Raw genomic sequence first — 23,583 nt, forward strand, 5'->3', positions numbered from 1 at the left:
TATGAAAAGGTTTTACAGTCAGACAACCGGCTGTACGTACATTGAGGGGCTGCATAAAGTTATGCCATCTGACGTAAAGGTCATTACGGATGAGCGGTACTTAGAGGTGATCGGTAATCCTGTGTCGGGCAAGCTTCGCAGCCATGATCCTGACGGACTTCCAATTTTGATTGATCCGCCGCCAGAAGACCCAGCGGTTGCGGCTCGTGCTTGGCGAGATGTAGAAATTACACGAGTTCAGTGGATTCGTGATCGCCATCGGGATGAGCAAGATCTGGCCAGGGAAACGACGATCACTGCGGAGCAGTTTGCAGAGTTGCTGGATTACATGCAGGCACTCCGGGACTGGCCCATCTCTCCGGCTTTTCCAGACCCGCAGGGACGCCCACTCCAGCCAACATGGGCGGCCCAGATGTTGGTAAGTCCCCAATAGTAACGATCCTCCTACCTGTAGTTATCGTCCCTACAACCCCCCGCGCTCGCCCAACCGGCGCGCGCGCGGCAGCCTGTGCACTGTCATTCCATCACAGCGCAGGCAACCACCCATGGCCGGTTCAGACTATCTCCACGGCGTGCGGGTTCTCGAACTCAACGACGGCACCCGCCCCATTCGCACCATCGCTACCGCAGTCATCGGCCTGGTTTGTACGGCTGAAGATGCAGACCCACTTGCGTTCCCGCTGGACACTCCCGTCCTGCTGACCAACGTGCAAAGCGCCATCGCCAAAGCCGGCGTCAAAGGCACCCTGGCGAAGAGCCTGCAAGCCATTGCCGACCAGACCAAGCCCTACACCATCGTGGTGCGGGTCAAGGAAGGTGCAGACTCGGCAGCTACCACCACCGCGCTGATCGGCACCACCACCGCCGACGGCAAGTACACCGGCATGAAAGCCCTGCTCGCGGCCAAGGCCCGCGTGGGCATGACGCCGCGCATTCTCGGTGTGCCAGGTCTCGACAGTCAGCCGGTAGCCACCGCCCTGGTATCGATCGCCCAGGACCTGCGCGCCTTCGCCTACGTCAGCGCCTGGGACTGCAAAACCAAGGAAGAGGTGGTCGCCTACCGCGAGAACTTCGGAGCCCGGGAAGTCATGGTGATCTGGCCGGAGTTCCAGAACTGGGACACGGTCACCAGCGCAACCGTTACCGCGTCGGCAGTGGCCCGCGCCCTCGGCCTGCGGGCGAAGATCGACAAGGAAACCGGTTGGCACAAGACGCTCTCCAACGTGGCGGTCAACGGCGTGACCGGGATCAGCGCCGACGTGTTCTGGGATCTGCAAAACCCTGCAACCGATGCCAACTACCTCAACAGCAACGAGGTCACCACGCTGATCAATGAGGGAGGTTTCCGCTTCTGGGGTAGCCGCACGTGCAGCATCGATCCGCAGTTCGCGTTCGAAAACTACACACGTACCGCGCAGATCATCGCCGACACCATGGCCGAGGCGCACATGTGGGCGATGGACAAGCCAATGCACGCCTCCCTGGTCAAAGACATCATCAACGGGGTCAATGCCAAGTTCCGCGAGCTGGTTAACCAAGGCTATCTGATCGGTGGCAGTTGCTGGTACCCGGAAGACGTCAACGACGAGATCACCCTCAAGGCGGGCAAGCTGACCCTCGACTACGACTACACCCCCGTGCCGCCCCTGGAAGACCTCACGTTCCGTCAGCGCATCACCGACCGCTACCTGATGCAGTTCGCTGCCGCAATCGCTGCTTAAACCGGGCCTCCCCGCGAGGGGAGTTAACCCCGTGCCATAACCCCGGAGATTCCCGCCATGGCAATGCCTCACAAACTGAAAAATATGAACCTGTTCAACGACGGCGGCAGCTACCAGGGCAAGGTCAAAACCGTCACCCTGCCCGCCCTGGGCCGCAAGATGGAAGCGTTGCGCGCCGCCGGCATGAATGGCCCGGTCAAAGCTGACCTGGGCATGTCCGACGACGGTATCCAGATGGAATGGAAGCTGGGCGGCCTGGACCTGATCGTGCTCAAGCAGTTCGGCGCGGTTAACGCCGCCGGTATTGCTCTGCGCTTCGCCGGTGCCTTCCAGCAGGACGACACCGGCCAAATCAGTGCCGTAGAGGTAACTGTTCGCGGCCGTCACGAAACCATTGAGATGGGTGACGCAACACCGGGCGAAGACACCGAGCACTCCATCACCACCACTTGTAGCTACTACAAGCTGACCGTCGACAACGAAGACATCATCGAAATCGACCTGCTCAACTTCATCGAGAAGGTCGGTGGCGTCGACATGCTGGAGAAACAGCGCAGCGCCATTGGCCTTTGATAGCCGTCATCGATCGCTAACCCAATCCCTTCACCACCAGGAGCTCTCCCCATGAAAGACGAAGCCACCGAACAACCCGACGTTACACCACTGGCCGACGACAACACCGTCACCCTCGACACGCCGATCCGCCGTGGCACCACCACCATCGAAAGCATCACCCTGCGCAAACCCAACTCGGGCGAGCTGCGCGGCGTGAGCCTGGCAGAGCTGCTGCAGATGGACGTAAACAGTTTGATTAAGGTGGTGCCGCGCATCAGCGCCCCTTCCCTCACAGCAGTCGAAGTCACGTCGATGGACCCAGCCGATTTGGTCGCGGTGAGCCTGAAGATCACCAATTTTTTGCTACAGAAATCGGCGAAGACGGATGCATCCCTCGTTGCGTAGAGGAAGCCATGGCCGATCTGGCTGTGGTTTTTCACTGGGCGCCGGCTGACATGGATCAGTTGGCCCTGCAAGAGCTGATGGACTGGCGCGAGCGTGCCAGGGTGCGGAGTTCCACCGATGGCAAATGATCTGCGACTACAGGTGCTGCTCAGTACCATCGACAAAGCCACGCGGCCGCTGAAGCACATCAGCGAAGGCAGCCTTGAGACGGCACGCGCCCTCAAGGCTGCGCGCGACAGCCTCAAAGAACTCAACAGCCAGCAGAAAGACATCAGCGCCTGGCGCACGCAGCGCGCCGCCGCCGAGCAGACCGGTGCCGCCCTCACCGCCGCCCGCGACCGCGTCAAAACCCTCAGCCAGGAATTTGCCGCGACCGGGGCGCCTACCAGGGCGATGACCCGCAGCTTTCAGTCGGCCGTGCGCGAGGCTCAGCGGCTCAAGCAGCAGCACCAACAGCAAGGCGAGCAGTTGCAGGGCCTGCGTTCAAAGCTTTACGACGCCGGCATCAGCACCAAGAACCTGGGCACCCACGAACGCCAGCTACGCGAACAAATCAACGCCACCAACGCCAGTATCAGTTCGCAGGGCAAGCGTATGGGCGAGCTGAGTGCCCAGCACAAACGGGCGGCAGTGGCGCGTAGTCAGATGGAGAAATCCCAGCGGGCTGCCGGCAACATGGCCGTGAACGGTGCGGCTGGGTTGGGTGTTGGCTACGCGGCGAGCCGGCCGGTAGTGGCCGCTGTGAAAGCCTTTGCGCCCAATGAAGACTCCGCCACGCAGCTCAAAGTGTCGATGATGGATAACACCGGGAAGGTCTCGGAAGACTTCCAAAAGATCACCGAGCAGGCCACCAAACTGGGCGACCTTTTGCCAGGCACCACGGCCGACTTCCAGAACATGATGACCATGCTGCGCCGTCAGGGCCTGAGCGCGAAAAACATCTTAGGTGGGACTGGCGAAGCCGCTGCCTATCTTGGAGTACTGCTGAAGCTGGAGGCCACCGACGCGGCGGAATTTGCCGCCAAAATGCAGGACGCGACGCGCACTACCGAAACAGACATGATGAGTCTGATGGACACCATCCAGCGCGGTTTCAACGCGGGTGTTGATCCCACCAATATGCTCGCTGGATTCAGCAGCATTTCCCCCGTTATGGACATCATCAACAAGTCAGGCCTTGAAGCGACTAAGAGCCTGGCGCCACTGCTCATCATGATGGATCAGGCCAGTATCGAGGGAAGCAAGGCAGGTAATGCTTTTCGGAAGATCTTTCAGGCCTCGCTGAAGAAAAGCAACATCGACAGCATCAACAAAATGCTCGCCGACAAAGGGCAGAAAATCAGCTTCAGCTTTACCAATGACGAAGGGAATTTCTCAGGCGTAGAGAACCTCTACGCCCAAATCGACAAGATCAAAGATCTGAATCAAGTCGATAGAACAGCAGTAATCGCCAAATTATTTGGGGACGACGCAGAGACCATCACAACCCTGAACGTGATGATGAACAAAGGGCTGGCAGGGTATCAGCAGGTACAACAGCAGCTGCAGTCCCAGGCAGACCTGCGTACGCGCGTCAATGAACAGCTGGGCACCCTGACCAACGTGATGGAGGCTACAGAAGGCAGCTTCACCAACGCCATGGCCGAGTTCGGCGCAGCGGTAGCGCCTGACCTCAAAGAGCTGATCAAGACGTTGGGCGAAATCGCCAACAGCATCGGCACCTGGGCGCGGGAGAATCCAAAGTTGGCCGGTGGCCTGGTCAAGGTCGTGGCTGCGATCGCCGGTCTGGCTTTCGTGTTCGGTGGTCTGGCATTGACCATGGCAAGCATCCTCGGTCCCTTCGCTGTGTTGCGCTACGGCATGACCATGTTCGGCCTACAAGGTGGCGGCATCACCAAGATGCTCGGCAGGCTGTTCCCTACACTGTCTGGCCTGGCCCGCAACGTGTTCCCCATGTTTGCCCAGGGCGTTCGAATGGTCGCCACGACAATGGGCGGTGCACTCTTGACCGCCCTGCGCACCGTAGGTGTGGCGCTATGGGGGCTGGCGGCAAACCCGATAGTGTTGATTATCGCTGCCGTCGTCGCCGCGCTGGCCGGCGGCGCCTACCTGATCTACAAGAACTGGGACGCGGTGAAGAACTACTTCGCCAGCGCCTGGACGGAGATCAAGGCCGGTTTTGATGGTGGGATAGGCGGCATCATCACCACCCTGGTCAACTTCAGCCCGCTCGGCCTGCTGTACCAGGCCTTTGCCGGAGTACTGAGCTACCTGGGCATCGAACTGCCAGGACGGTTCACTGAGTTCGGAGGCATGATCGTCAACGGCCTGGTCAACGGACTGACGGCTGGGCTCGGCGCGGTCAAAAATGCCATCAGCTCGATCGGCGACTCCAGCATTGGTTGGTTCAAGGAAAAACTCGGCATCCACAGCCCGTCGCGTGTATTCGCAGAACTGGGCGGCTTCACCATGGCCGGCCTGACGCAGGGCCTGGAAGTTGGACAAAAAGGCCCGCTAGACGCCCTGAACAGCATGACCAAGCAGATGACAGCCGCCGGCACACTTGCCCTGGGCGCCACTGCCATGCCGGCGTTTGCCGTCGACACCAAGCCGCCGATCAATAGCGCGGCGCCGACAGTCGTTTACGACAGTCACGACGTGTACCAAATCGACGTCGCGGCGGGACCTGGCACTGACATGCAAAGCCTGGAAAAGAGCCTGCGCGCCATCCTTGCCCGCATCGAAAACGAAAAGAAAGCGCGCCAGCGCAGCAAACTCTCTGACCTGGACTGACCACTATGATGATGGCCCTCGGCATGTTCGTGTTCAGCCTCAGAACCGCCGCCTACCAGGAACTGCAACGCCAAACCGATTGGCGCCACGCCAGCAACAACCGCATCGGCGCGGCGCCCGCACGGCAGTTCGTGGGTCGTGGCGATGACGCCATCACCCTCCCCGGCATCATCTTCCCCGAACTGGCAGGCAGCGCCCTCAGCCTTGACGCCATACGCCTGATGGCAAACACCGGCAAGGCCTGGCCCATGGTCGAGGGCACGGGGCGGATCTACGGGCTGTGGGTTATCGATAGCCTGAGCGAGACCAAGACCATTTTCTTCAGCGACGGCACCCCACGGCGCATTGAATTCACCCTGAGCCTGAAACGCACCGACGACGATCGCATCGACCTGCTCGGCGCCGGTACCAGCATCGGCGTCAACATCCTGCGAGGTCTGCTTTGATCGATTCCATCATCTCCAAGGTCACCGGCTACCTGCGCAACACCGCCGAACGCTACGTCCGCGACGCAGCCTACCCGGTACCGGCGTTCCGGCTCACCGTCGACGGCCTGGATATCGCCCAACTGATCAGCCCGCGGCTGATGGGCCTGGAGCTGACAGACAACCGCGGCGTTGAGGCCGATCAACTCAGCATCACCCTCAGCGACCACGACGGCCTGCTGTCGATCCCACCCAAGGGCGCGGTGCTACGGTTATGGCTGGGCTGGAGCGACACCGGCCTGGTGGACAAAGGCACCTACACCGTCGACGAAACCGAACACAGCGGCGCGCCGGACGTGCTCAGCATCCGCGCTCGATCTGCAGACCTGCGCAAGGGCCTCAAAACCAAACGCGAACGCAGCTGGAGCAACACCACCCTCGGCGACGTCCTGGGCGATATCGCCATCGGCAACGGCCTCACCGCCACCATCGCCGGCGCGCTCGACGGTCTGCCCATCCTGCAACTCGACCAGGCCAACGAGTCCGACGCCAACCTGATCAGCCGCCTGGGCGAAGAATTCGACGCGGTGTCCAGCGTCAAAGCCGGCTGCCTGCTGTGCCTGCCAGCGGGCGGCGGCAAGACCGCCAGCGGCATGGACCTACCCCACATCCTCCTCACCCGCGAGGACGGCGACCAACACCGCTACCTGCAAGCCGACCGCGACAGCTACGACGGTGTGCGGGCCTATTACTACGACGTGAACAGCGCCAAGAAGCAGGAAGCCATCGCCGGCGGCGGCGACAACCTCAAGGACCTGCGCCACACGTACAGCGACCAGCAGTCAGCCCTGCGCGCGGCACGGGCGGAGTTCCGGCGATTACAGCGCGGCAGCGCTACGCTCAGTTACACCCTGTCGATGGGCCGACCGGACCTGATCCCCGAACTGACGTACACGCTCCAGGGCGTGAAGGCGGAGATCGACGAGATCATTTGGTATGGCGGCAACGTGCAGCACAGCCTTACTGACAGCGGCGGGTACACGGTGAGCTTGGAGCTGGAGAGCAAGCTGCCGGAGGACAATGTCGAAGACCTGGCAGAAGAGAATCGAGGCGATTACACAGGGATCATTGCGTATTACCGCGACCAGAAAACCGGGAAGGAAAAGACGATTACGGCGGGGGATCAGACGAAGCCGAGGCGGTTGCGGTGGCTGTACGCCACTGAAAAGACGGCCAAGCGTGCAGTGGATCGAGAATGGAAAAAAGCTCAGGCGGACAAGCAAGTTTAAACCCCGGAACTTGTCCGGGGTCCGCCAGCGAATTAATCAGGTGCCTGAGTGAAAACCTCCAACAACCGCAACACGTCTTTCTGACGCTGGTGACTGATCGACCTGAACATTGCCAGCAACATCACTTCTTGATCGCTAAGGCAGTTCGCATCTGCGACTTGCGCTTGGCTTTCCGATACACCGCTGTTCTCCATCATGCGAATACTCCTTTCACACGCAACCGGTACCCGGCGCCACCATGGCGCCGTTGAGGTTTCCCGGGGAACAGCCAATCTCCTTCACGTTTTGCTGTGTCATCGCACAGCGTAAAAAAAAACTATGAGGCGTTGTTGCATCACAAACGACCTGGTCGGGCGCGGACGTCGAGTATCTGATTGTTGGCGGGATTGAAGTCACACTCGTAAATATGTTTTTGGAACGCACCGAACCCGTTCTGAAACTCGATTTTGTCGCCTATAAATGTAATCAACCCCTGCTCTTGATTCAGCCAGCGAAAGTGACTGAATTTTGGCTCGAAAGTACCGTCGGTCCAGCGGAACGAATACTTGGCCAGACGCTCCACTTGCGATTTGCAATAAATGCCGGCACTGATGCTGTACTTGTCCCCGGCACATTGCAGGCTTTTACGACAAGCAGCTTCATCTGCTAGAACCTGCTTTTTGTCGGGCTTATCGCTTTTGCCGCCGGAACACATCGAAAATGTCACAGCGATAATAACCAGCAGAATTACCGCTCCAATTGCCTGCTGTCCTGCAGTGACCCCAGGGTTCTTAACACCGCAGTGGGGGCATACTTTAGCGGTCGTATCCACTTCGTGCTTACACGATTTACAGGGTTTCAAAGCCATTCCTTTACTCCTTCGACGTCCATGAAAAAACCGACCTTCTTGGTCGGTGAGTCAACCCCAACACATCAATAAACAGCTCTGATTCAGTTGCTGCTCTTCTTGCCTGTCGTAGCAGCGACGCTGGCGAATGCTGACGCCATTCGTGTCAGAACCTGTCGATCAGCATCAGTTACCTGCTTAAACAGTTCAATTAAATCCAGCGCTTCAGCGGGAATGCTATCGGCAGCCTGTGGCTTACGCTCTCCGGTCACCACATAAAGAATGTCTACGCCTTTAGCCGCAATCGCAGCGAGGTAGTTCGAGTCAGGACTTCTGTCGCCTTTTTCATAGTTGTACTGGCTATTTTTGGAAGCCCCAGCAACTGCCGAAAATTCAGTCTGGCTGAACCCAAGACGCTCCCTTTCCTCTTTGAGGCGGTCACCAATTCCCACATTTGTCTCCATCAATACTTGACGATCCCACAAACATGGGAAATACTTCACACGTCATCACACGAAACCACACGAAAAGAGACTATGCCGAACGCATCCCCCATCGAGCAAGCATGCCAAGAGGCCCGTGACCGTCTCGCACGACTCGGGATATCGGCAAAAGACTGGGCTGAAGAACATGAATTCAACCCTTCGACGGTTTACGCAGTTTTGAACGGACAGAAAAAGTGCTTACGCGGTGAAGCTCACCGCGCCGCCGTGCTGCTCGGTATCAAAGACGGCGTGATCACAAATTAGGGCCTCTGGCTCCAAGGGGAAACCAGAAGATGAAACGCCCAGTTCTAGACAGCAGAAAGAGCGTCGTAATGGCCGTCATCGGCGCCTACCCAGGCGGTCGGTCGTATGCCTCGGCAGACCTCGGCATGCCGATGAAGAAGTTCGACAACCAGGCCTACGAGAACGCCGGCAGCCGCCCACTGACCGACGAACACATTCACCGTTTGGAGCAAGTCGCCGGGACCACATTTCTGGCCGACTACATCGCCTCAATGTACGGCGGCATGTTCGTTCCGCTGAGCGTCCCGGAGAACCTGGACAACGTGGAGTTGTACAGCCGCTCGCTCAAGGCATCGGCCCAGCGGGGCAAGGTCGACCAGATCATGTCTACGGCCCTGGATGACGGTGTTATCGAAAAGCGTGAAGCCGACGCGATCATCGCCGCCTTGATCACCTACATGTCGGCCCGTTACGCCGAAGTGTTCGCGACCATCCAGCTCTACAGCCAGGGAGCTGTCTAGTGAGTACTTACAAACTGGTCTGCCCTCACTGCCACGGCCGCATGCGTATTCGCACCAGCGAAGGCCAACACATTTTCCTGCGTATCGCTTACTTGCAATGCACCAACGAGGCTTGCGGCTTCGTGGCGCGTGCTGAGTTTCAAATGACCCACGAACTGAGTCCCAGCGGCATGCCAAACCCGGCTGTACAGCTACCAGTCGCAGACGTGGTCATTCGCCGCCAGACAATGAAAACCGCCAACGATCACCCCGATCTGCTGGACCAACTGGAAATGGAGCGCGCGTGATGAACCTCAATCAACAGACTCATGACTACCGCAGCAGCATGCAACAAGCTGCTTTCGCTTACCTGCAACGCCACGAGGCTGAACACCTGGTGGATTCCGATCTGTTGTTTGATCGCTGCATCCGCCACCTGACCCTTGCGTTGGAAGTGCCTGTGTTCATGGCGCCCAAGCTTGTCCACAACGCCTGGACTGAACTGCAAATGATCAAAAAGCGCCGTTGGATCGGCGTCGACTGGGCGACTGGGCCTGATAGCACCCGCGTACACCTGGTGGACGTTCTGGCGGATCAACGCTTCCCCGTCTCGGCTCGTTTTCTACCGCAAAAAATGCTCGACCAGCGCAACGCCGTACACAAGCCACACCCTCAGTAACGCTTCCTTTTAAACCCCCGCCCTGCCCCGTTCCCAATGGGTTTGGGTGAGCTTTGCCCGCAATCCGAGGTGGACCATGGAAATCAACATCGCCATCACCGCAAAACTGCCCCGCGACCAGGCCGAGGCACTGCTCGTTGAGCTGCGTGCGCAGTACGCGTTGCTGTTCAACGAGCATTGGTATGACGACCGTTTTCGCATGATTCCCGAAGGATTGCGGCACGGCTCGTTGCTGGTGGCCTTCCCTGGGTTGGCCGCACGAAAAAGCCTGATTGGCGCCCTTAAACATAGTCTCGACGAAGCGAAGTAAGCCACGATGGAAATGGAACAAAGGCTGCGAGCCGACGTCATCCAACGCATTGAGCGGGACTACCAGCTCAAGCACATGGCCAACACCAATTACATGCGCAAGGGTGTGTGCCCTGCCTGCCGCCAGAAAACTCTTTACACCTTCTACGACTCGCCTTGGACGTTGATCTGCGGACGGCCGGAAAAGTGCGACCACCGCGTCTATGTAAAAGACGTCTACGACGATCTGTTTAACGACTGGAGCAAGACCGCACCGTCGACAGCGGATAATCCTCAGGCCACAGCACGCGCCTACCTTGAGTTTGCGCGGGGTTTCAAATTTGAGCTGATCGCCGGCTTGTTCACTCAGGAAAACTACTGGGATGGACGGCTGAACATCGGTAGCGCCACGGTACGTTTCGCCTTGGAGAAAGGTGGCTATTGGGAGCGCCTGATAGATCGGCCGGACCGATTCGGCAAGATGAAAGCCCGCTTCCGCCCCACCGGCGAGGGCTTGACCGGTTACAAGGGCGTCTGGTGGTGCCCGCCGAGTGTGGACCTGCTGGAAGTCGACGAACTATTCATTGTCGAGGGAATCTTCGACTCCATCGCTCTGCTGCACAACGAAGTGCCGGCCGTGTCGATGATGTCCAGCGCTCCCTGCCCTATCGACTCACTCAAGGCCCTGGTCAAGTTGCGTCATGACGCTGGCAAACGACTTCCGCGCCTGGTGTGGGCACTGGATAACGAGCCAGTCGCCAAGGCCAACATGCGCCGCTGGGCGAAGGAAGCGAGCGAGCTGGGCTTCACCTGCAAAGCAGCCGTTATCCCTCAGCCCAACGGGAAAAAGGTCGATTGGAACGATCTGCACCTGCGGTGGAAGTCGATCGAGGGCGACGACAAACGCGTGGAGCGCATTGAGCAAGACCTTGGCGAAGCGCGCCACCAGGGCGATTTGCTGCTGGCTGACTCGGCTGAAGAAAAGGCTTTCCTGATCTACGTGCGCAACGAGCGCAAAGAATTTCACTTCACGTTCCGCAAACGCTTGTACTGGTTTCGGCTGGACCTTGAAAAATACGACCGTGCGATGACCGATCTGGAAAGCTCGGAACGCCACGAAGACCAGTTGCTCACGGAAGAACAGCGACGCTACAAGGCACTGCGCCAATCTGGATCAGTGACCAGCATCGCCAACTGCAATTTCCAGGCGCTGTATTACATGCGCAACGACCTCACCGACGAGGCTTGGTATTACTTCCGTATTGAGCGTCCACAAGGGCCGGCCATCAAGAGCACGTTCACGGCCAAGCAGCTCACGTCGGCGCCTGAGTTCGCGAATCGCCTGCTCAACGTCTCCAATGGCGCGATGTTTGAGGGCAGCGCGCAGCAACTGAAACGGATCCTGGCACCGCAACTGGACTGCCTGAAAACCGTCAACACCATTGAATGGATCGGCTACAGCCGCGACCATGGCGCCTACGTCTTCAACGACCTGGCCTTTCACGGCGGCAAGGTGCAGGTGCGCAACAAGGAAGACTTCTTCGACCTGGGCAAGCTGAGCATAAAGTCACAAAGCCAGTCGCCGGTGCTTCATATCAATACCGACCTCAACGCCTACAACGAAGGGTGGTTCGACATCTACTGGCGCTGCTTTGGCGTACAGGGCCTGGTGGTGCTGGCCTGGTGGCTGGGCGCGTTGCACGCCGAGCAGATCCGCCAGATCCACAAGTCGCTGATGTTCCTTGAGCTGGTGGGTGAAGCTGGATCCGGCAAGACCACGCTGGTGGAGCTGCTGTGGAAGTCGGTCGGACGTACCGATTACGAAGGCTTCGACCCGTCCAAAGCAACCGCCGCCAGCCGTGCGCGTAACTTCTCGCAGGTTAGCAATTTGCCGGTGGTGTTGATCGAGTCCGAGCGTGAACAAAAGGAAGGCCAGCCGGTTAAACACTTCGACTGGGACGAACTGAAGACCGCGTACAACGGCCGTAGCGTTCGCTCCACAGGCGTGAAAAACAACGGCAACGACACCCACGAACCGCCGTTCCGCGCCGCCTTGCTGATTGCGCAAAACAACCCGGTGAACGCATCAGAGCCAATCCTGCAGCGTATCTGCCACGTTCACCTGACACGTGAGCACCACACGCCGGAGACCAAGCAGTACGCCGAGCAGCTGGAGCGCATGCCGATGGACAGCATCAGCGGCTTCCTGGTCAAGGCGCTGCAACGCGAAGCCGAAACCATGCGGCTCTTGGAGGAAAACACCTCCGGCTACGAACAGGAGCTGCTAGCCCTGCCTGGTGTGCGCACCGTGCGTATCGCTAAGAACCACGCCCAGCTGCGCAGCCTGGTGGATGCGTTGGCCGGGGTAGTGCCGCTCGGCGATCGCCGCAAGGCCCTCGCACACGCCGAAATCAATCGCATGGCCCTGGAGCGACAGCAGGCAATTAACGCCGACCACCCGACCGTGCGCGAGTTTTGGGACCTGTACGAATTCCTCAACGGCATGGACGAGAAAGCTGCGCTGAACCATGCGCGCCGCGATGGGCTGATCGCCGTGAACCTCAACGAGTTTGTGGAAATGGCTGCCAATAAACGCCAGCAAGTGCCGCCGTTGAGCGACCTGAAACGCCTGCTCAAGACCAGCAAGTCACCCAAGTTTCTGGAATCGAACAAGCCCGTCAACTCGTCGCGCCAGGTCGACGCCTTCGACAAACCTAAAACCATCCGCTGCTGGGTATTCCAGGGCGCATAACCACCGCTACAACAGGAGCAGCACCATGCAAAACGAACTCAAATCAGCCATTCGCTTCAATGATTTTGTCGCCTACTTCGGCGCCAGGGGTGTACTTGTTCTGGCTTGGTGGATGGGGGCCGCACATGCCGCACGTATTCGCGGAGACCAGAACAGTTTTCCTTTCCTGCAAATCAACGGCGCGGCCGGCAGTGGCAAGTCCCTGCTTTTGGATTATCTGCAAAAGCTGAATGGCCTGGGCCCTTATGGACACTCATTGGCTAACGCAACCCGAGCGGCTCGGGCCCGTATCTATGCGAACGCGGTTAACGCGGATCGGCCGATAGTCATTTGCGAAAGCTACGACGGATCAGCGGATCACTCGTTTGATTGGGATGAGCTGAAACAGCTTTATAACTCTTGCCCCGTCACCTTCCAATCCGAAGGGGATCAGTTCCAAACCGAGACGTTCAAAGGCGCGCTCGTTATTACCGCAAACCAGCCAGTGGAGTGCAGTGATGCCCTCAACAGCCGAATGCTCATGGTCGACCTGTCAGCCACAGACGCCCAACCAACCCGAATCCGTCCTGATGCGATCGCCGATGTCGACCTAGTACAGGCGAGTGCTTTCGGGCTGGAAGTGAAAGAGCGGGAAGCGTGGATCTCCAACAACATTCGCTACTACGGTCCCTCCTATCAGAAAGAACTGCTCGAAAAGTATGGTTCCGCCCTGAACGCGCGCACGGCCCTCAACTGCTCGCAAATGCTGGTCCTGCTTGACCTGCTCTGCAACTTGCTGTCGATCGATGACGCCTTGCGGCTGGAGACCAGGAAGCTGGTTCACGACATCGCTTTCCTCGACACCATTCCTTATTGAACCGGGCTTCGAAAGGAGAATCCGCATGAATACGCCTTCCCAAAAACCAGAGCCCAACTGGTTTCAGCAGCTGCAGGAGTTTGAAGCCAACCGCCCCGCCATCCGAAAAGCAGGTATCGAGGCACTCGCTCGCTTGGTTCCTGTCGCCCAGCGGGATACAGGCCAGAGCGCAGTCATCGGTCGCTTCCTGCTCGGGCTCTACAACGGCCGCGACTACCCCTTCGTCCTGACTAGTCTGCGCGGCCTCGACACCGCATTGTTCGACGACTGCCTTGCGGTGCTGCAACTGGACTACTCGCCAGAGCAAGAGGTGCACACGTACCTGCCTGACGGCGATGCGATCTGGGAGCAACTGATCGGGGTGTGGGCATGAAATGGGCGCCGAAACGCAATAGGGACGGTCATCTCCAGCAGAACTGCTGGGTTACCGACAGTGGCTACACCGTCGCGCTGTGTCGGTTGCCCGAGTCGCGTTACCCCGTTACTCGGCCTGGGGGCGAACTGCCCTTCGCTTACGCGAAAGACCGTGACGAAGTCATAACAATCATTGAGCAAGACCAGGCCAAACCGGCCTGAAAGATGGTGTCGAGGAGCGCCAACTCCCCGACACCTACCACTACAAAGGAGCAGCACCATGCAAGTACAGAACCCAAGCAGCAGCGCCGTAGAGGCTAACACAACCCCACTCGCCGTCGGCGACAAGGTCAGCTACGTCGCAATCAGCGGTGGCGGCCGCAGCTACCGTTTCAGCGCACGAAAGGCCGTGATCCAGGCAATCGACGGCAACGTCGCGACATTGCGTAGCGCCAATGGCCGCACCACCAAGAAACCGCTGAGCGAGTTGACACCAGACGGCCAGCCCAACGCGCTGACACGCATGCTCATGGGAGGGCAGTGATCATGTCCGATTTTTTCTACAAGTCCAGCGAGCCCGCAACAGTTGCCATCGTTCGCGAGTTTTACGCACAGAAGGACATCCTGATCGCCCAAATGGCTGTGCTTGGCTCAATGTTCGGCGGAAAGGTTGCACCGATGCGAGACATCACTTCTCACTTTGCTGGTGGTGTGAAACTTACAGGCGGTGCTGAGCTGGATGCGCACTGGTGCCGCCCTGATGACTATGGCTATCGCTCACTGCGCAGCACCGCCAAGCTTGCCAAAGGCATGTCGAAGGAAGATCGCGCAGCAGTTCGGGCTGAGCATGAACGCCTGGTTGCCTTGTGGGCAGAGCATTGCCCAAAAAGGCTCAGCGCCCATGAGTATTGGCAGCGGTTGGGGGTAAACACGGGCAATTTGCTCATGAGCGGCGGAGTCAAGCTTGAACTCGACGGCACCGCGTACTTTCACCTGGGCTTTCAAATCAATGAAGCCGAGCACCTGGCCAACGTGGCGGCTGGGAAACCATCCTGTGGGTGGATTGACGGCGCGGTAGAAATACTGGCAAGCCAATACGAGTCCGCACGCGTGGCGAAGATGGAGCAACGGTCATGACTGTTTTCCTGCTGCTTTACCTGTGCGCGGATGCGACCCGCACAGATTGCCAGGTGGTGAAGGCTGATAGCTGGAGCGGCCCTTACGCCAACGAACAATGCGCCGCCGCCGTGCCAGGCCTGACCAAGGCACTGACTGCGCCCAACCGGGAGCGGCACCAGTTCGTTTGCGAGACTCAGGGCGCCGTGGCGAAACCTGCCGAACATACGGCTCAGCCGGCTCGCATTCATCAATCGTTTCGGATGTGAGGGGGGAACCAATGACGATTACATCACCGGTCAACCACGATGACGCATAAGTGCTATCGCCGCGATCCGTCCGTGCGCGTCATCACCGATCTGGTGAGCGATGAGCAAATGCAAGCCGCTTTCCAAGGCACCAACTTCGGGCACACAGACTTCCGCGGGCTTCTGGCCCAGGGCTGCATAAAATCGCTGGCCGGCTGGCACCAGGGCCACACATTGACAACGATCCTCGACGAGTTGCGCCTGATCAGCTGGAACAAGCAGACCAGCAAGATCAAGGTCACCGCCAAAGGTCGCCACTACATTTGGCTTGCCTTCAAAAGCCGACCGGGGGTGTAACCATGAACAATGGTAAATCCTTCCCTTGGAATCTCGATCTGACCGGCGTCTGTGACCAGTGCGGTAGATCCCGCGCCCACGGCAACCATCAAAAATGCAGTAAAGCGCGCCAGGCCATCAACGCCAAGCGGCGGGCCGAGGAAGCCCAAGCCGGGGCCACACCGGCGCCTAGAAAAAGTGCCGGACTGTTCTGGTTACTTCGCCAGCAGTGATCGGCAACACTTAAACCGCAATACATCAGGCCCGGCGACGGGCCTTTTTTCTTCCTGTTGGCAGAATCTTTCGATACATCGCGTGGGGACGCATATGGCAGATGGCGTAGAGGCCCGTGGCAATTCGGTACGGGTCTATTTTCGTTTTAATGGCGAGCTTTGCCGGGAGCTGGTGCCCGGCGGCAACACACCGGCCAACCGCGAGCATGCAAAGCGCCTGGTCACGGTGATCGAGTACGAGATCCAGGCCGGTACCTTCGATTACCGCCGACATTTTCCCGAGTCGACCAAACTGGCCGAGAACAGCTTTGGGCACTACCTAGACCTGTGGCTGACCATCAAGAGCAACAGCGTGGCCGCGACCTCTTTCCGTGGGTACAAGAACAAGGCTGAGGTCCATGTACGGCCGCGCTGGGGTGACGTTCAGATCGATCAGATTGACCACCTGGACCTGCAGGAGTGGATTCAGGGGCCGCTGTCGAAGCGGCTGAAGAACAAAACCATCCGCGACATCATCAGCAATGTGCGCCAGGTGTTCCGTCTGTACCGCACCCGGAAGAAGGTCGCACACGACCCAACCGAAGGGTTATTTGTGCGCCTGCCGGACCCAGAAGCGCCGGATCCCTTCACCAGGGCGGAAATCAAGCAGATCCTCAATACGCACACCAGCCGCACGCAGGAGCTGCTGATGGTGCAGTTCATGATTTGGGCTGGACCAAGGGTGTCTGAGACCATCGCGCTGGCCTGGGAGGACGTCGACCTGAAACAAGGGACGGTGACTTTCCGGCGGTCCAAGGTGCGTGGAGCCTATCGCGTGACGAAAACCCGGCGCTCTACGCGCAAAGTGCGTCTGCTGGAGCCCGCATGGGATGCCCTGCGCAAGCTGGACGCGATCAACCAGCTCAAGACCGTGGACACTGTCGACGTCGTAGAGCGGGACAACAAGACCATTCGCAAGCACAAGCTGCACTTTGTATTCCTGAACACCAAGAGCGGCCTGCCACACGTCAGCGACTTCGTCGTGAGGGACAGGTTCTTCAAAGCGCACTTGAAAGCGGCCGGCGTTCGTTATCGCGGTCCTGGCCAGTGCCGACACACCTACGCCAGCCAGTTGCTTACCACCGGAGTGGCGTCGGTTGACTGGATCGCGGAGCAAATGGGCCACACCAGCGCGAACATGATCCGACAGCACTACGGCATGTGGATCAACGAGGACGGCCCGGACGTCATCGGCATGCTGCAGCACGCCCTGGGCATCCAGCCACCCGGTGGTGACAAAGCCCCGTAAACCGGGGTTCGAACGTAGGCAATCCGGCAACCCGTGTTCCCATGGATGTTCCCATATGGGCCTTTTTTGACTCTCTGAAAACACAAAACCCCTGAAAACTTCAACGTTTTCAGGGGTTTAGTCGTTTCAAATTTGGCGGTGAAGGAGAGATTCGAACTCTCGATACAATTTCTTGTATACACACTTTCCAGGCGTGCTCCTTAAGCCACTCGGACACTTCACCGTATCTCGTCAAACCAGTTCAGTCTGTCGAGGCGCGCTAATGTAGTCGAAAGCCTTTCTGATGGCAAAGGTTTTTTTCAGAATTTTCATGCGGTTAGCCGGTTGTGCCGATCCGCGTCCGGCAAGGGGCGGTGATTGTGCCATTCTCAGGCATCGCCAGGATGGGTCTGGGGCGGCGATTGCGCCCTGCCCCAGGCTTTCCCTACGCCTGTGTGCGGGAAAAGTCTGACTGGGTAGTCAGTCACGGCGCTTTACCGGGGCGGACGTGGTGGGTAACGTCTGCGCATGCACTGCTATTAACAAGCCTTCTATAACAAATCCTATAAGGAACCGCGTCATGAGTGAGTTGATTGCCTACCACCTCGAAGACGGTATCGCGACCCTGACCTTGAGCAACGGCAAGGTGAATGCCATTTCTCCGGCCGTGGTCAGTGCCTTTAATGAAGCGCTGGATCAGGCCGAGAAGGACCGGGCGGTGGTGGTGATCACCGGCACGCCAGGGATTCTGTCGGGTGGTTATGATTTGAAGGTGATGACCGCCGGCCCTAAAGAGGCGATCGGTCTGGTTACGTCGGGTTCGACCTTGGCGCGTCGTCTGTTGTCGCACCCGTTCCCGGTGATCGTGGCGTGCCCTGGGCATGCGGTGGCCAAGGGTGCGTTTCTGCTGTTGTCGGCGGATTATCGGATCGGGGTGGAAGGCCCGTTCAGCATTGGTCTGAACGAAGTGGCGATTGGCATGACCATGCACCACGCTGGGATCGAGCTGGCGCGGGATCGTCTGCGTAAGTCGGCGTTCCATCGTTCGGTGATCAATGCCGAGATGTTTGACCCGCAGGGCGCGTTACAAGCCGGTTTCCTCGACAAGGTGGTGGCGCCGGAGGAATTGCATGCCGCGGCGCTGGAAGCGGCGCGTCAGTTGAAGAAGCTGAACATGAATGCCCATAAGCACACCAAGTTGAAGGTGCGTAAAGAGCTGCTGGAAGCCTTGGACGATGCAATCATCCAGGACCAGGGACATATCCTGAGCTAAGTCCTACGCCTGATGCACCAGAGCCCGACCTTGAGTCGGGCTTTTTCTTACAAATAAATCAGAATCCTCTTTAGCCGCTCTAGCCTGCCCGTGCCGGTAGATGTTGAAACATGCTCTTAAACATCGGCTATCTCCTACCTCTGCAGGGGTAATTGCCGAATACAGTGCACATCCGTACACTGCGCCACCTTTTGTCCGGATAGGCCGTGTCGATGCTTTTTCTGTTGCGTATGTTGTTGATGGGCCTGCACTTTATGCTCGCTGGTGTGCTGGGAGTGCTGGTCGGTCTGTGTCGACCGTTCAATCCGGACAACAGTCGCCTGTGTGCTCGTCTCTACGCGCTGCCGGCCATGTGGATTTTGCGGCTGAACGTGAAGGCCGATGTGGACTCGCTGCGCCACAAGCCTGGCACCTGCGTGATCATCGCCAACCACCAGTCCAACTATGACCTGTTTGTGTTCGGCAACGTGGTGCCCTACCGCACGGTATGCATCGCCAAGAAAAGCCTGAAATGGGTGCCGCTGTTCGGTCAATTGTTCTGGCTGGCGGGCAACGTGCTGATCGACCGAGGCAATGCGCACAAGGCGCGCCGCGCGATGCTCACCACGACTCACACTTTGCAGCACGAAGACACGTCTATCTGGGTGTTCCCGGAGGGCACGCGCAACCTGGGCAAAGGTTTGCTGCCGTTCAAGAAAGGCGCGTTTCACATGGCGATTGCGGCCGGTGTGCCGATTGTGCAGGTGTGTGTCAGCAATTACGTCACTCGCATGCAGCTCAATCGCTGGAACAGCGGGGATGTGCTCATACGGTCGTTGCCGCCGATTCCTACCACTGGGATGACTGCGGATGACATACCGGCGTTGATGCAGGCGTGTCATACGCAGATGGATGAATGCATCGCCGAGATGGACCGCGAATTGCTAAGTCCCGCAACAATAGAACTCCCTTCCAGCTAAGCTGCCCAACACCTGTCCTCCCAATAAGAAGCGATCAGCACCATGGGTAGAGTTGTTGCGGCCGCCGTTTATAGCGCCGGTAAGAAAGTCACGGATATCACCCTCGATGAAGGCGCGGCCTGGGCCGCCAAACCCGACCACTTTGTATGGATCGGCCTGGAAGAACCCGACGCCCAGGAACTGGCCAACCTGCAACGCCAGTTCAACCTGCATGAATTGGCCATCGAAGACGCCCTGGAAAAACACAGCCGTCCGAAGCTGGAAACCTTCGGCGATGCGCTGTTTATCGTCACCTATTCACCGGTGCGTGAGAACGGCAAGCTGGAGTTTATCGAGACGCATATCTTTGCCGGCAACGGCTACATCATTACCGCCCGCAACGGTCACTCGGCGTCCTACGGTTTTGTGCGCCAGCGCTGTGAGGCGCGGCCACTGTTGTTGGAGCATGGAGAAGATTTCGTACTTTATGCGCTGCTGGATTTCGTCACCGAGAACTACCAGCCGGTGAGCGAAGCGATCCATGCCGAGATCGATGAGCTGGAGCGCAATGTGCTGTGCAGTTCGTTGAGCGAGCGGGATATCCAGAAAATTCACGGTTTGCGGCGCGACGTACTGCGGCTCAAGCGTTATGTGGCACCGATGGTGGAGATCAGCCAGGAGCTGCAAAAACTCAGCTTTCCGTTTATCGACAAGAACATGCGCCCGTATTTCCGTGATGTGCAGATCCACGTGACGCGGCAGATGGAAGACCTGACCACCCTGCGCGATATCGCCAGCCAGACCATCGAGATCGGTGTGCTGTTGGAGGCGTCACGCCAGAGTGTGGTGCAGCGCAAGTTCGCCGCATGGGCGGCGATCCTCGCGTTCCCCACCGCAGTGGCAGGGATCTACGGAATGAACTTCCAGAACATGCCCGAGCTGCAATGGCACTACGGCTATTTTGCGGTGCTCGGGTTTATCGCGGTGGGTTGCACCAGCCTGTGGGCCAGTTTCAAGCGTTCGGGCTGGCTTTAAACCTGGGCCTCGGGCTTGTGCGCGACGAAACGCATCATCCATTCAGCCACGGTGGCGCCGTGGTGGTCGCGCTCAAGGCTGGCCACGCCGTTTGTGTAGACCTTTTCGCCCAACGTCGTCTGAAGAATCTCCAGCAACTCGCGGGCATAGTCGTGAATAAATTCCGGGTGCCCCTGGAAGCACAGGACCTGGTCACCGATGTGGTACGCGGCGAACGGGCAAAAGGCGCTGGAGGCAATGACCGTGGCATTCTCCGGCAGCGTAGTGACTTGGTCCTGGTGACTGATCAGTAGCGTCAGTTCTTCCACTTCGGGGCTCATCCACGGCGTCTTGGCATCGAGCTTGTAGTCGTGGATGCCCATGCCCCAGCCCTGGCCGGCGCGTTCGGTCTTGCCGCCGAGCAACAGTGCCAGCAGTTGGTGACCGAAGCAGATGCCGAGCAGCTTGTCGCCGCGCTCGTAACGTTCAAGCAGGTAGGTCTTGAGGGTCTGGATCCACGGGTCGGTGCCAAAGGAGTCGGCCTTGCTGCCGGTCACCAGGTAGGCGTCGAACACTTCATCGTCCGACGGGTACTCGCCGTTCACCACGTTGTACACGACAAACTCGGCGGGAATGGGCTGCTTGGCGAACAGGCGCTTGAACATTTGCCCGTACCCTTGGTATTGATCGATCAAGCCTGGACGCAGGATATCGGTTTCCAGGATACAGACGCGTAGCGACATAAAAAATACCTGACACGGTGATGGGAATATTGCACACCCCAGAGCCTGCCTTGAAATACCCCTTCAAGGCAAGCCCCCTTTAATCACCTGAACGTGTCACCTTGCGCCGCTTTTTCGAGCAGTAACGCCGGTGGCGTGAAGCGTTCGCCATATTGCTCGGCCAGGTAGCGGGCGCGGGCAATGAAGTCGTTTAACCCATATTGGTTGATGAACTGCAACGCGCCGCCGCTCCAGGCCGCGAAGCCAATACCGAAGATCGACCCCACGTTCGCATCTGCCGTGGACATCAACACGCCCTCCTCCACACAACGGACGGTCTCGATGGCCTGGATGAACAGCAGGCGGTCGCGCACATCCTGTGGCGAGATACGTTGGTCGGGCCGTTCAAAGCGGCTTTTCAGCTCTGGCCACAGGTATTTCTGCCCGCCGCTGGGGTACTCATAAAAACCGCCCCCTGCCGCCTTGCCCACGCGTTTGTATTCGTTGACCAACAGATCGATGACCGCCGTCGCCGGATGTGTCGGCGCAGCCTTGCCTTCCGCCTGCAGATCCTTGGCCGTCTGCTGCCTGATATGGCTCATCAGGCTGAGGGACACTTCATCCGACACCGCCAGCGGCCCCACCGGCATGCCGGCTTTGCGCGCTTCGGTCTCGATCATCGGCGCGGCCACGCCCTCCCCCAGCATGGCGATGCCTTCGTTGGTAAAGGTGCCAAACACCCGCGAGGTGAAGAAGCCACGGCTGTCGTTGACCACGATCGGGGTTTTCTTGATTTGCAGGACGAAATCGAAACCACGGGCCAGGGTTTCGTCGCTGGTACGCGTGCCCTTGATGATTTCCACCAGGGGCATCTTGTCCACCGGGCTGAAGAAGTGCAGGCCGATGAACTTGGCTTGATCCGGCACCGCCGTGGCCAGCCCACTGATGGGCAAGGTGGAGGTGTTGGAGGCAATCACAGCGTCGGCGCCGACCACGTTTTGCGCGGCAGCGGAGACCTTGGCCTTGAGTGCGCGGTCTTCGAACACCGCCTCGATGATCAGGTCGCAACCGGCTAGGTCGTCATCGCTAGCCGTAGGAAGAATCCGCGCCAAGGTGATTTCCCGCTGTTCGGCGGTCAATTGCCCACGGCTGACTTTCTTGTCCAGCAACGCCGCCGAATGCGCCTTGCCCTTCTCGGCGGCCGCAAGATTGATGTCTTTGAGCACCACGTCGATACCGGCACTGGCGCTGACGTAAGCGATGCCTGCGCCCATCATGCCTGCACCGAGCACGCCGACTTTGCGTGTAACGTAAGGCGCAAAACCTTGCGGCCGAGAACTGCCTGCGTTGATCTCATTGAGCTGAAACCAGAACGTGCCGATCATGTTCTTCGCCACTTGCCCCGTCACCAGTTCGGTGAAATACCGGGTTTCGATCAGGTGCGCGGTGTCGAAATCCACTTGGGCGCCTTCGACGGCGGCGCAGAGAATCTTCTCCGGCGCGGGAAAACAGCCCTGGGTCTTACTGCGCAAAATCGAAGGCGCAATCGCCAGCATCTGCGCAACTCTTGGACTCGACGGTGTACCGCCGGGGATCTGGTAGCCCTTGTTATCCCACGGTTGCTTGGCGTCCGGATTGGCCAGGATCCAGGCGCGGGACTTGGCCAGCAGTTCATCGCGATCCGCCGCCAGCTCATTCACCAGCCCGGCTTGCAACGCCTGTTGCGGCCGCACCTTCTTGCCTTCCAGCAGATACGGCAAAGCCTTTTCCAACCCCAGCATGCGCACCATGCGCACCACCCCGCCACCGCCCGGCAGCAAGCCCAAGGTGACTTCCGGCAGGCCCAGCTGCACCGATTTTTCGTCCAGCGCCACGCGATAATGGCATGCCAGGCAAATCTCCCAGCCTCCCCCCAGCGCCGCGCCATTGATCGCGGCGACCACGGGTTTGCCGAGGGTTTCCAGGCGGCGCAGTTGCGCTTTCAGCACCAGCACGCCGTCGTAGAAATCCTTGGCGTGGGCCTTGTCGACCTTGATCAATTCATTGAGGTCGCCGCCGGCAAAAAATGTCTTTTTGGCCGAGGTGATCACCACGCCGGCAAGGTCATCCTTTTCCGCCTCCAGGCGCTCCACCGTGGCCGCCATGGCCTCGCGGTACACGCCGTTCATGGTGTTGGCACTCTGGCCGGGCATGTCGAGGATCAGCACCACGATGCCGTCCTGGCCTTTTTCGTAACGAATGGCTTGGGTCATGACTGATTCCTTG

Annotated in this window: 31 protein-coding genes and 1 tRNA gene; 26 read left to right on the forward strand and 6 right to left on the reverse strand. The window is 58.8% G+C overall.

Going from position 1 to position 23,583, the window contains the following annotated elements:
- Position 1: 1 nt before the first annotated feature.
- From HX868_RS23975 to HX868_RS24010, 8 genes are all read left to right on the forward strand, one after another.
- The gene (locus tag HX868_RS23975; RefSeq protein WP_177004590.1) at positions 2-433 is read left to right on the forward strand and encodes a tail fiber assembly protein; all 432 of its coding nucleotides are present in this window, start codon (positions 2-4) and stop codon (positions 431-433) included.
- Positions 434-545: 112 nt separating this feature from the next.
- A complete protein-coding gene (locus tag HX868_RS23980) occupies positions 546-1,721 on the forward strand; it encodes a phage tail sheath protein (protein WP_177004591.1) in 1,176 nt (391 codons plus the stop codon).
- A 57-nt stretch (positions 1,722-1,778) separates the two neighbouring features.
- Positions 1,779-2,294: a phage major tail tube protein gene (locus HX868_RS23985; protein ID WP_177004592.1), complete on the forward strand. Its 516-nt coding sequence runs from the start codon at positions 1,779-1,781 to the stop codon at positions 2,292-2,294.
- A gap of 51 nt (positions 2,295-2,345) precedes the next feature.
- Positions 2,346-2,681, forward strand: coding sequence for a phage tail assembly protein (locus HX868_RS23990; protein ID WP_177004593.1), 336 nt, complete (start codon positions 2,346-2,348; stop codon positions 2,679-2,681).
- An 8-nt stretch (positions 2,682-2,689) separates the two neighbouring features.
- Entirely contained in the window at positions 2,690-2,809 is a 120-nt protein-coding gene (locus HX868_RS23995) for a GpE family phage tail protein (protein ID WP_046035126.1), read from the forward strand.
- Positions 2,799-5,474 (forward strand): phage tail tape measure protein, encoded by a 2,676-nt coding sequence (locus HX868_RS24000; RefSeq protein WP_177004594.1) that lies wholly within the window; start codon positions 2,799-2,801, stop codon positions 5,472-5,474. The genes HX868_RS23995 and HX868_RS24000 overlap by 11 nt, the downstream gene beginning before the upstream one ends.
- 5 nt (positions 5,475-5,479) lie before the next feature.
- Positions 5,480-5,920, forward strand: coding sequence for a phage tail protein (locus HX868_RS24005; RefSeq protein WP_177004595.1), 441 nt, complete (start codon positions 5,480-5,482; stop codon positions 5,918-5,920).
- Entirely contained in the window at positions 5,917-7,188 is a 1,272-nt protein-coding gene (locus HX868_RS24010) for a phage late control D family protein (RefSeq protein WP_177004596.1), read from the forward strand. Before HX868_RS24005 ends, HX868_RS24010 begins: the two co-directional genes overlap by 4 nt.
- Before the next feature lie 32 nt (positions 7,189-7,220).
- On the opposite strand, the gene HX868_RS24015 is transcribed toward HX868_RS24010, so the two are convergent.
- From HX868_RS24015 to HX868_RS24025, 3 genes are all read right to left on the reverse strand, one after another.
- Complete coding sequence (locus HX868_RS24015) at positions 7,221-7,385, reverse strand: hypothetical protein (protein ID WP_177004597.1); 165 nt, start codon at positions 7,383-7,385, stop codon at positions 7,221-7,223.
- 137 nt (positions 7,386-7,522) lie between these two features.
- Positions 7,523-8,035, reverse strand: coding sequence for a zinc ribbon domain-containing protein (locus HX868_RS24020; RefSeq protein WP_177004598.1), 513 nt, complete (start codon positions 8,033-8,035; stop codon positions 7,523-7,525).
- An 83-nt stretch (positions 8,036-8,118) separates the two neighbouring features.
- Entirely contained in the window at positions 8,119-8,466 is a 348-nt protein-coding gene (locus HX868_RS24025) for a helix-turn-helix domain-containing protein (protein WP_177004599.1), read from the reverse strand.
- An 84-nt stretch (positions 8,467-8,550) separates the two neighbouring features.
- On the opposite strand from HX868_RS24025, the gene HX868_RS24030 reads away from it, so the two are divergent.
- From HX868_RS24030 to HX868_RS24100, 15 genes are all read left to right on the forward strand, one after another.
- On the forward strand, positions 8,551-8,763 hold the full coding sequence (locus HX868_RS24030) for a DNA-binding protein (RefSeq protein ID WP_078049807.1): 213 nt from the start codon (positions 8,551-8,553) through the stop codon (positions 8,761-8,763).
- Between the two features lie 29 nt (positions 8,764-8,792).
- Entirely contained in the window at positions 8,793-9,263 is a 471-nt protein-coding gene (locus HX868_RS24035) for a YmfL family putative regulatory protein (RefSeq protein ID WP_177004600.1), read from the forward strand.
- Positions 9,263-9,550, forward strand: a complete 288-nt coding sequence (locus HX868_RS24040; RefSeq protein ID WP_177004601.1) for an Ogr/Delta-like zinc finger protein — start codon at positions 9,263-9,265, stop codon at positions 9,548-9,550. Before HX868_RS24035 ends, HX868_RS24040 begins: the two co-directional genes overlap by 1 nt.
- Positions 9,550-9,921, forward strand: coding sequence for a hypothetical protein (locus HX868_RS24045; protein WP_177004602.1), 372 nt, complete (start codon positions 9,550-9,552; stop codon positions 9,919-9,921). Before HX868_RS24040 ends, HX868_RS24045 begins: the two co-directional genes overlap by 1 nt.
- Positions 9,922-9,997: 76 nt before the next feature.
- Positions 9,998-10,231, forward strand: coding sequence for a hypothetical protein (locus HX868_RS24050; RefSeq protein WP_137219901.1), 234 nt, complete (start codon positions 9,998-10,000; stop codon positions 10,229-10,231).
- A 12-nt stretch (positions 10,232-10,243) separates the two neighbouring features.
- Positions 10,244-12,961 carry a toprim domain-containing protein gene (locus tag HX868_RS24055; RefSeq protein WP_177004603.1) on the forward strand — a complete coding sequence of 906 codons (2,718 nt, stop codon included), beginning with the start codon at positions 10,244-10,246 and terminating at the stop codon, positions 12,959-12,961.
- Between the two features lie 25 nt (positions 12,962-12,986).
- Positions 12,987-13,817, forward strand: a complete 831-nt coding sequence (locus HX868_RS24060; protein WP_177004604.1) for a hypothetical protein — start codon at positions 12,987-12,989, stop codon at positions 13,815-13,817.
- Positions 13,818-13,842: 25 nt separating this feature from the next.
- Positions 13,843-14,190 (forward strand): DUF7673 family protein, encoded by a 348-nt coding sequence (locus HX868_RS24065; RefSeq protein ID WP_177004605.1) that lies wholly within the window; start codon positions 13,843-13,845, stop codon positions 14,188-14,190.
- Positions 14,187-14,393 carry a hypothetical protein gene (locus HX868_RS24070; protein ID WP_177004606.1) on the forward strand — a complete coding sequence of 69 codons (207 nt, stop codon included), beginning with the start codon at positions 14,187-14,189 and terminating at the stop codon, positions 14,391-14,393. The genes HX868_RS24065 and HX868_RS24070 overlap by 4 nt, the downstream gene beginning before the upstream one ends.
- A 58-nt stretch (positions 14,394-14,451) precedes the next feature.
- Positions 14,452-14,715, forward strand: a complete 264-nt coding sequence (locus HX868_RS24075) for a hypothetical protein (protein WP_177004607.1) — start codon at positions 14,452-14,454, stop codon at positions 14,713-14,715.
- Positions 14,716-14,717: 2 nt separating this feature from the next.
- Complete coding sequence (locus tag HX868_RS24080; RefSeq protein WP_177004608.1) at positions 14,718-15,308, forward strand: hypothetical protein; 591 nt, start codon at positions 14,718-14,720, stop codon at positions 15,306-15,308.
- Positions 15,305-15,556 carry a hypothetical protein gene (locus HX868_RS24085; protein ID WP_177004609.1) on the forward strand — a complete coding sequence of 84 codons (252 nt, stop codon included), beginning with the start codon at positions 15,305-15,307 and terminating at the stop codon, positions 15,554-15,556. Before HX868_RS24080 ends, HX868_RS24085 begins: the two co-directional genes overlap by 4 nt.
- A gap of 39 nt (positions 15,557-15,595) precedes the next feature.
- Positions 15,596-15,892 (forward strand): P-loop NTPase family protein, encoded by a 297-nt coding sequence (locus tag HX868_RS24090; RefSeq protein WP_177004610.1) that lies wholly within the window; start codon positions 15,596-15,598, stop codon positions 15,890-15,892.
- Between the two features lie 2 nt (positions 15,893-15,894).
- On the forward strand, positions 15,895-16,104 hold the full coding sequence (locus tag HX868_RS24095; RefSeq protein ID WP_177004424.1) for a hypothetical protein: 210 nt from the start codon (positions 15,895-15,897) through the stop codon (positions 16,102-16,104).
- 94 nt (positions 16,105-16,198) lie between these two features.
- Entirely contained in the window at positions 16,199-17,392 is a 1,194-nt protein-coding gene (locus HX868_RS24100; protein ID WP_177004611.1) for an Arm DNA-binding domain-containing protein, read from the forward strand.
- Positions 17,393-17,525: 133 nt separating this feature from the next.
- Here HX868_RS24100 and HX868_RS24105 read toward each other — a convergent pair.
- Positions 17,526-17,615: transfer RNA gene (locus HX868_RS24105), tRNA-Ser, on the reverse strand.
- A 336-nt stretch (positions 17,616-17,951) separates the two neighbouring features.
- Between HX868_RS24105 and HX868_RS24110 the strand changes: the two genes are divergently transcribed.
- The 3 genes from HX868_RS24110 to HX868_RS24120 all read left to right on the forward strand — a co-directional run bounded on the left by HX868_RS24110 (position 17,952) and on the right by HX868_RS24120 (position 20,617).
- Positions 17,952-18,644 (forward strand): crotonase/enoyl-CoA hydratase family protein, encoded by a 693-nt coding sequence (locus tag HX868_RS24110; protein ID WP_015885385.1) that lies wholly within the window; start codon positions 17,952-17,954, stop codon positions 18,642-18,644.
- Between the two features lie 212 nt (positions 18,645-18,856).
- Positions 18,857-19,603 (forward strand): 1-acylglycerol-3-phosphate O-acyltransferase, encoded by a 747-nt coding sequence (locus HX868_RS24115; RefSeq protein ID WP_177004677.1) that lies wholly within the window; start codon positions 18,857-18,859, stop codon positions 19,601-19,603.
- A 42-nt stretch (positions 19,604-19,645) separates the two neighbouring features.
- Positions 19,646-20,617 (forward strand): magnesium and cobalt transport protein CorA, encoded by a 972-nt coding sequence (locus HX868_RS24120; RefSeq protein WP_016979227.1) that lies wholly within the window; start codon positions 19,646-19,648, stop codon positions 20,615-20,617.
- Here the strand turns inward: HX868_RS24120 and HX868_RS24125 are convergent.
- Together HX868_RS24125 and HX868_RS24130 are read right to left on the reverse strand one after the other, a co-directional pair.
- Positions 20,614-21,339, reverse strand: coding sequence for an amidotransferase (locus HX868_RS24125; protein WP_177004612.1), 726 nt, complete (start codon positions 21,337-21,339; stop codon positions 20,614-20,616). The two genes, HX868_RS24120 and HX868_RS24125, sit on opposite strands and share 4 nt — an antisense overlap.
- 83 nt (positions 21,340-21,422) lie before the next feature.
- Entirely contained in the window at positions 21,423-23,570 is a 2,148-nt protein-coding gene (locus HX868_RS24130) for a 3-hydroxyacyl-CoA dehydrogenase NAD-binding domain-containing protein (protein WP_177004613.1), read from the reverse strand.
- Between the last annotated feature and the right edge of the window lie 13 nt (positions 23,571-23,583).

Source organism: Pseudomonas reactans, assembly GCF_013385825.1.
Taxonomy (GTDB): domain Bacteria; phylum Pseudomonadota; class Gammaproteobacteria; order Pseudomonadales; family Pseudomonadaceae; genus Aquipseudomonas; species Aquipseudomonas reactans.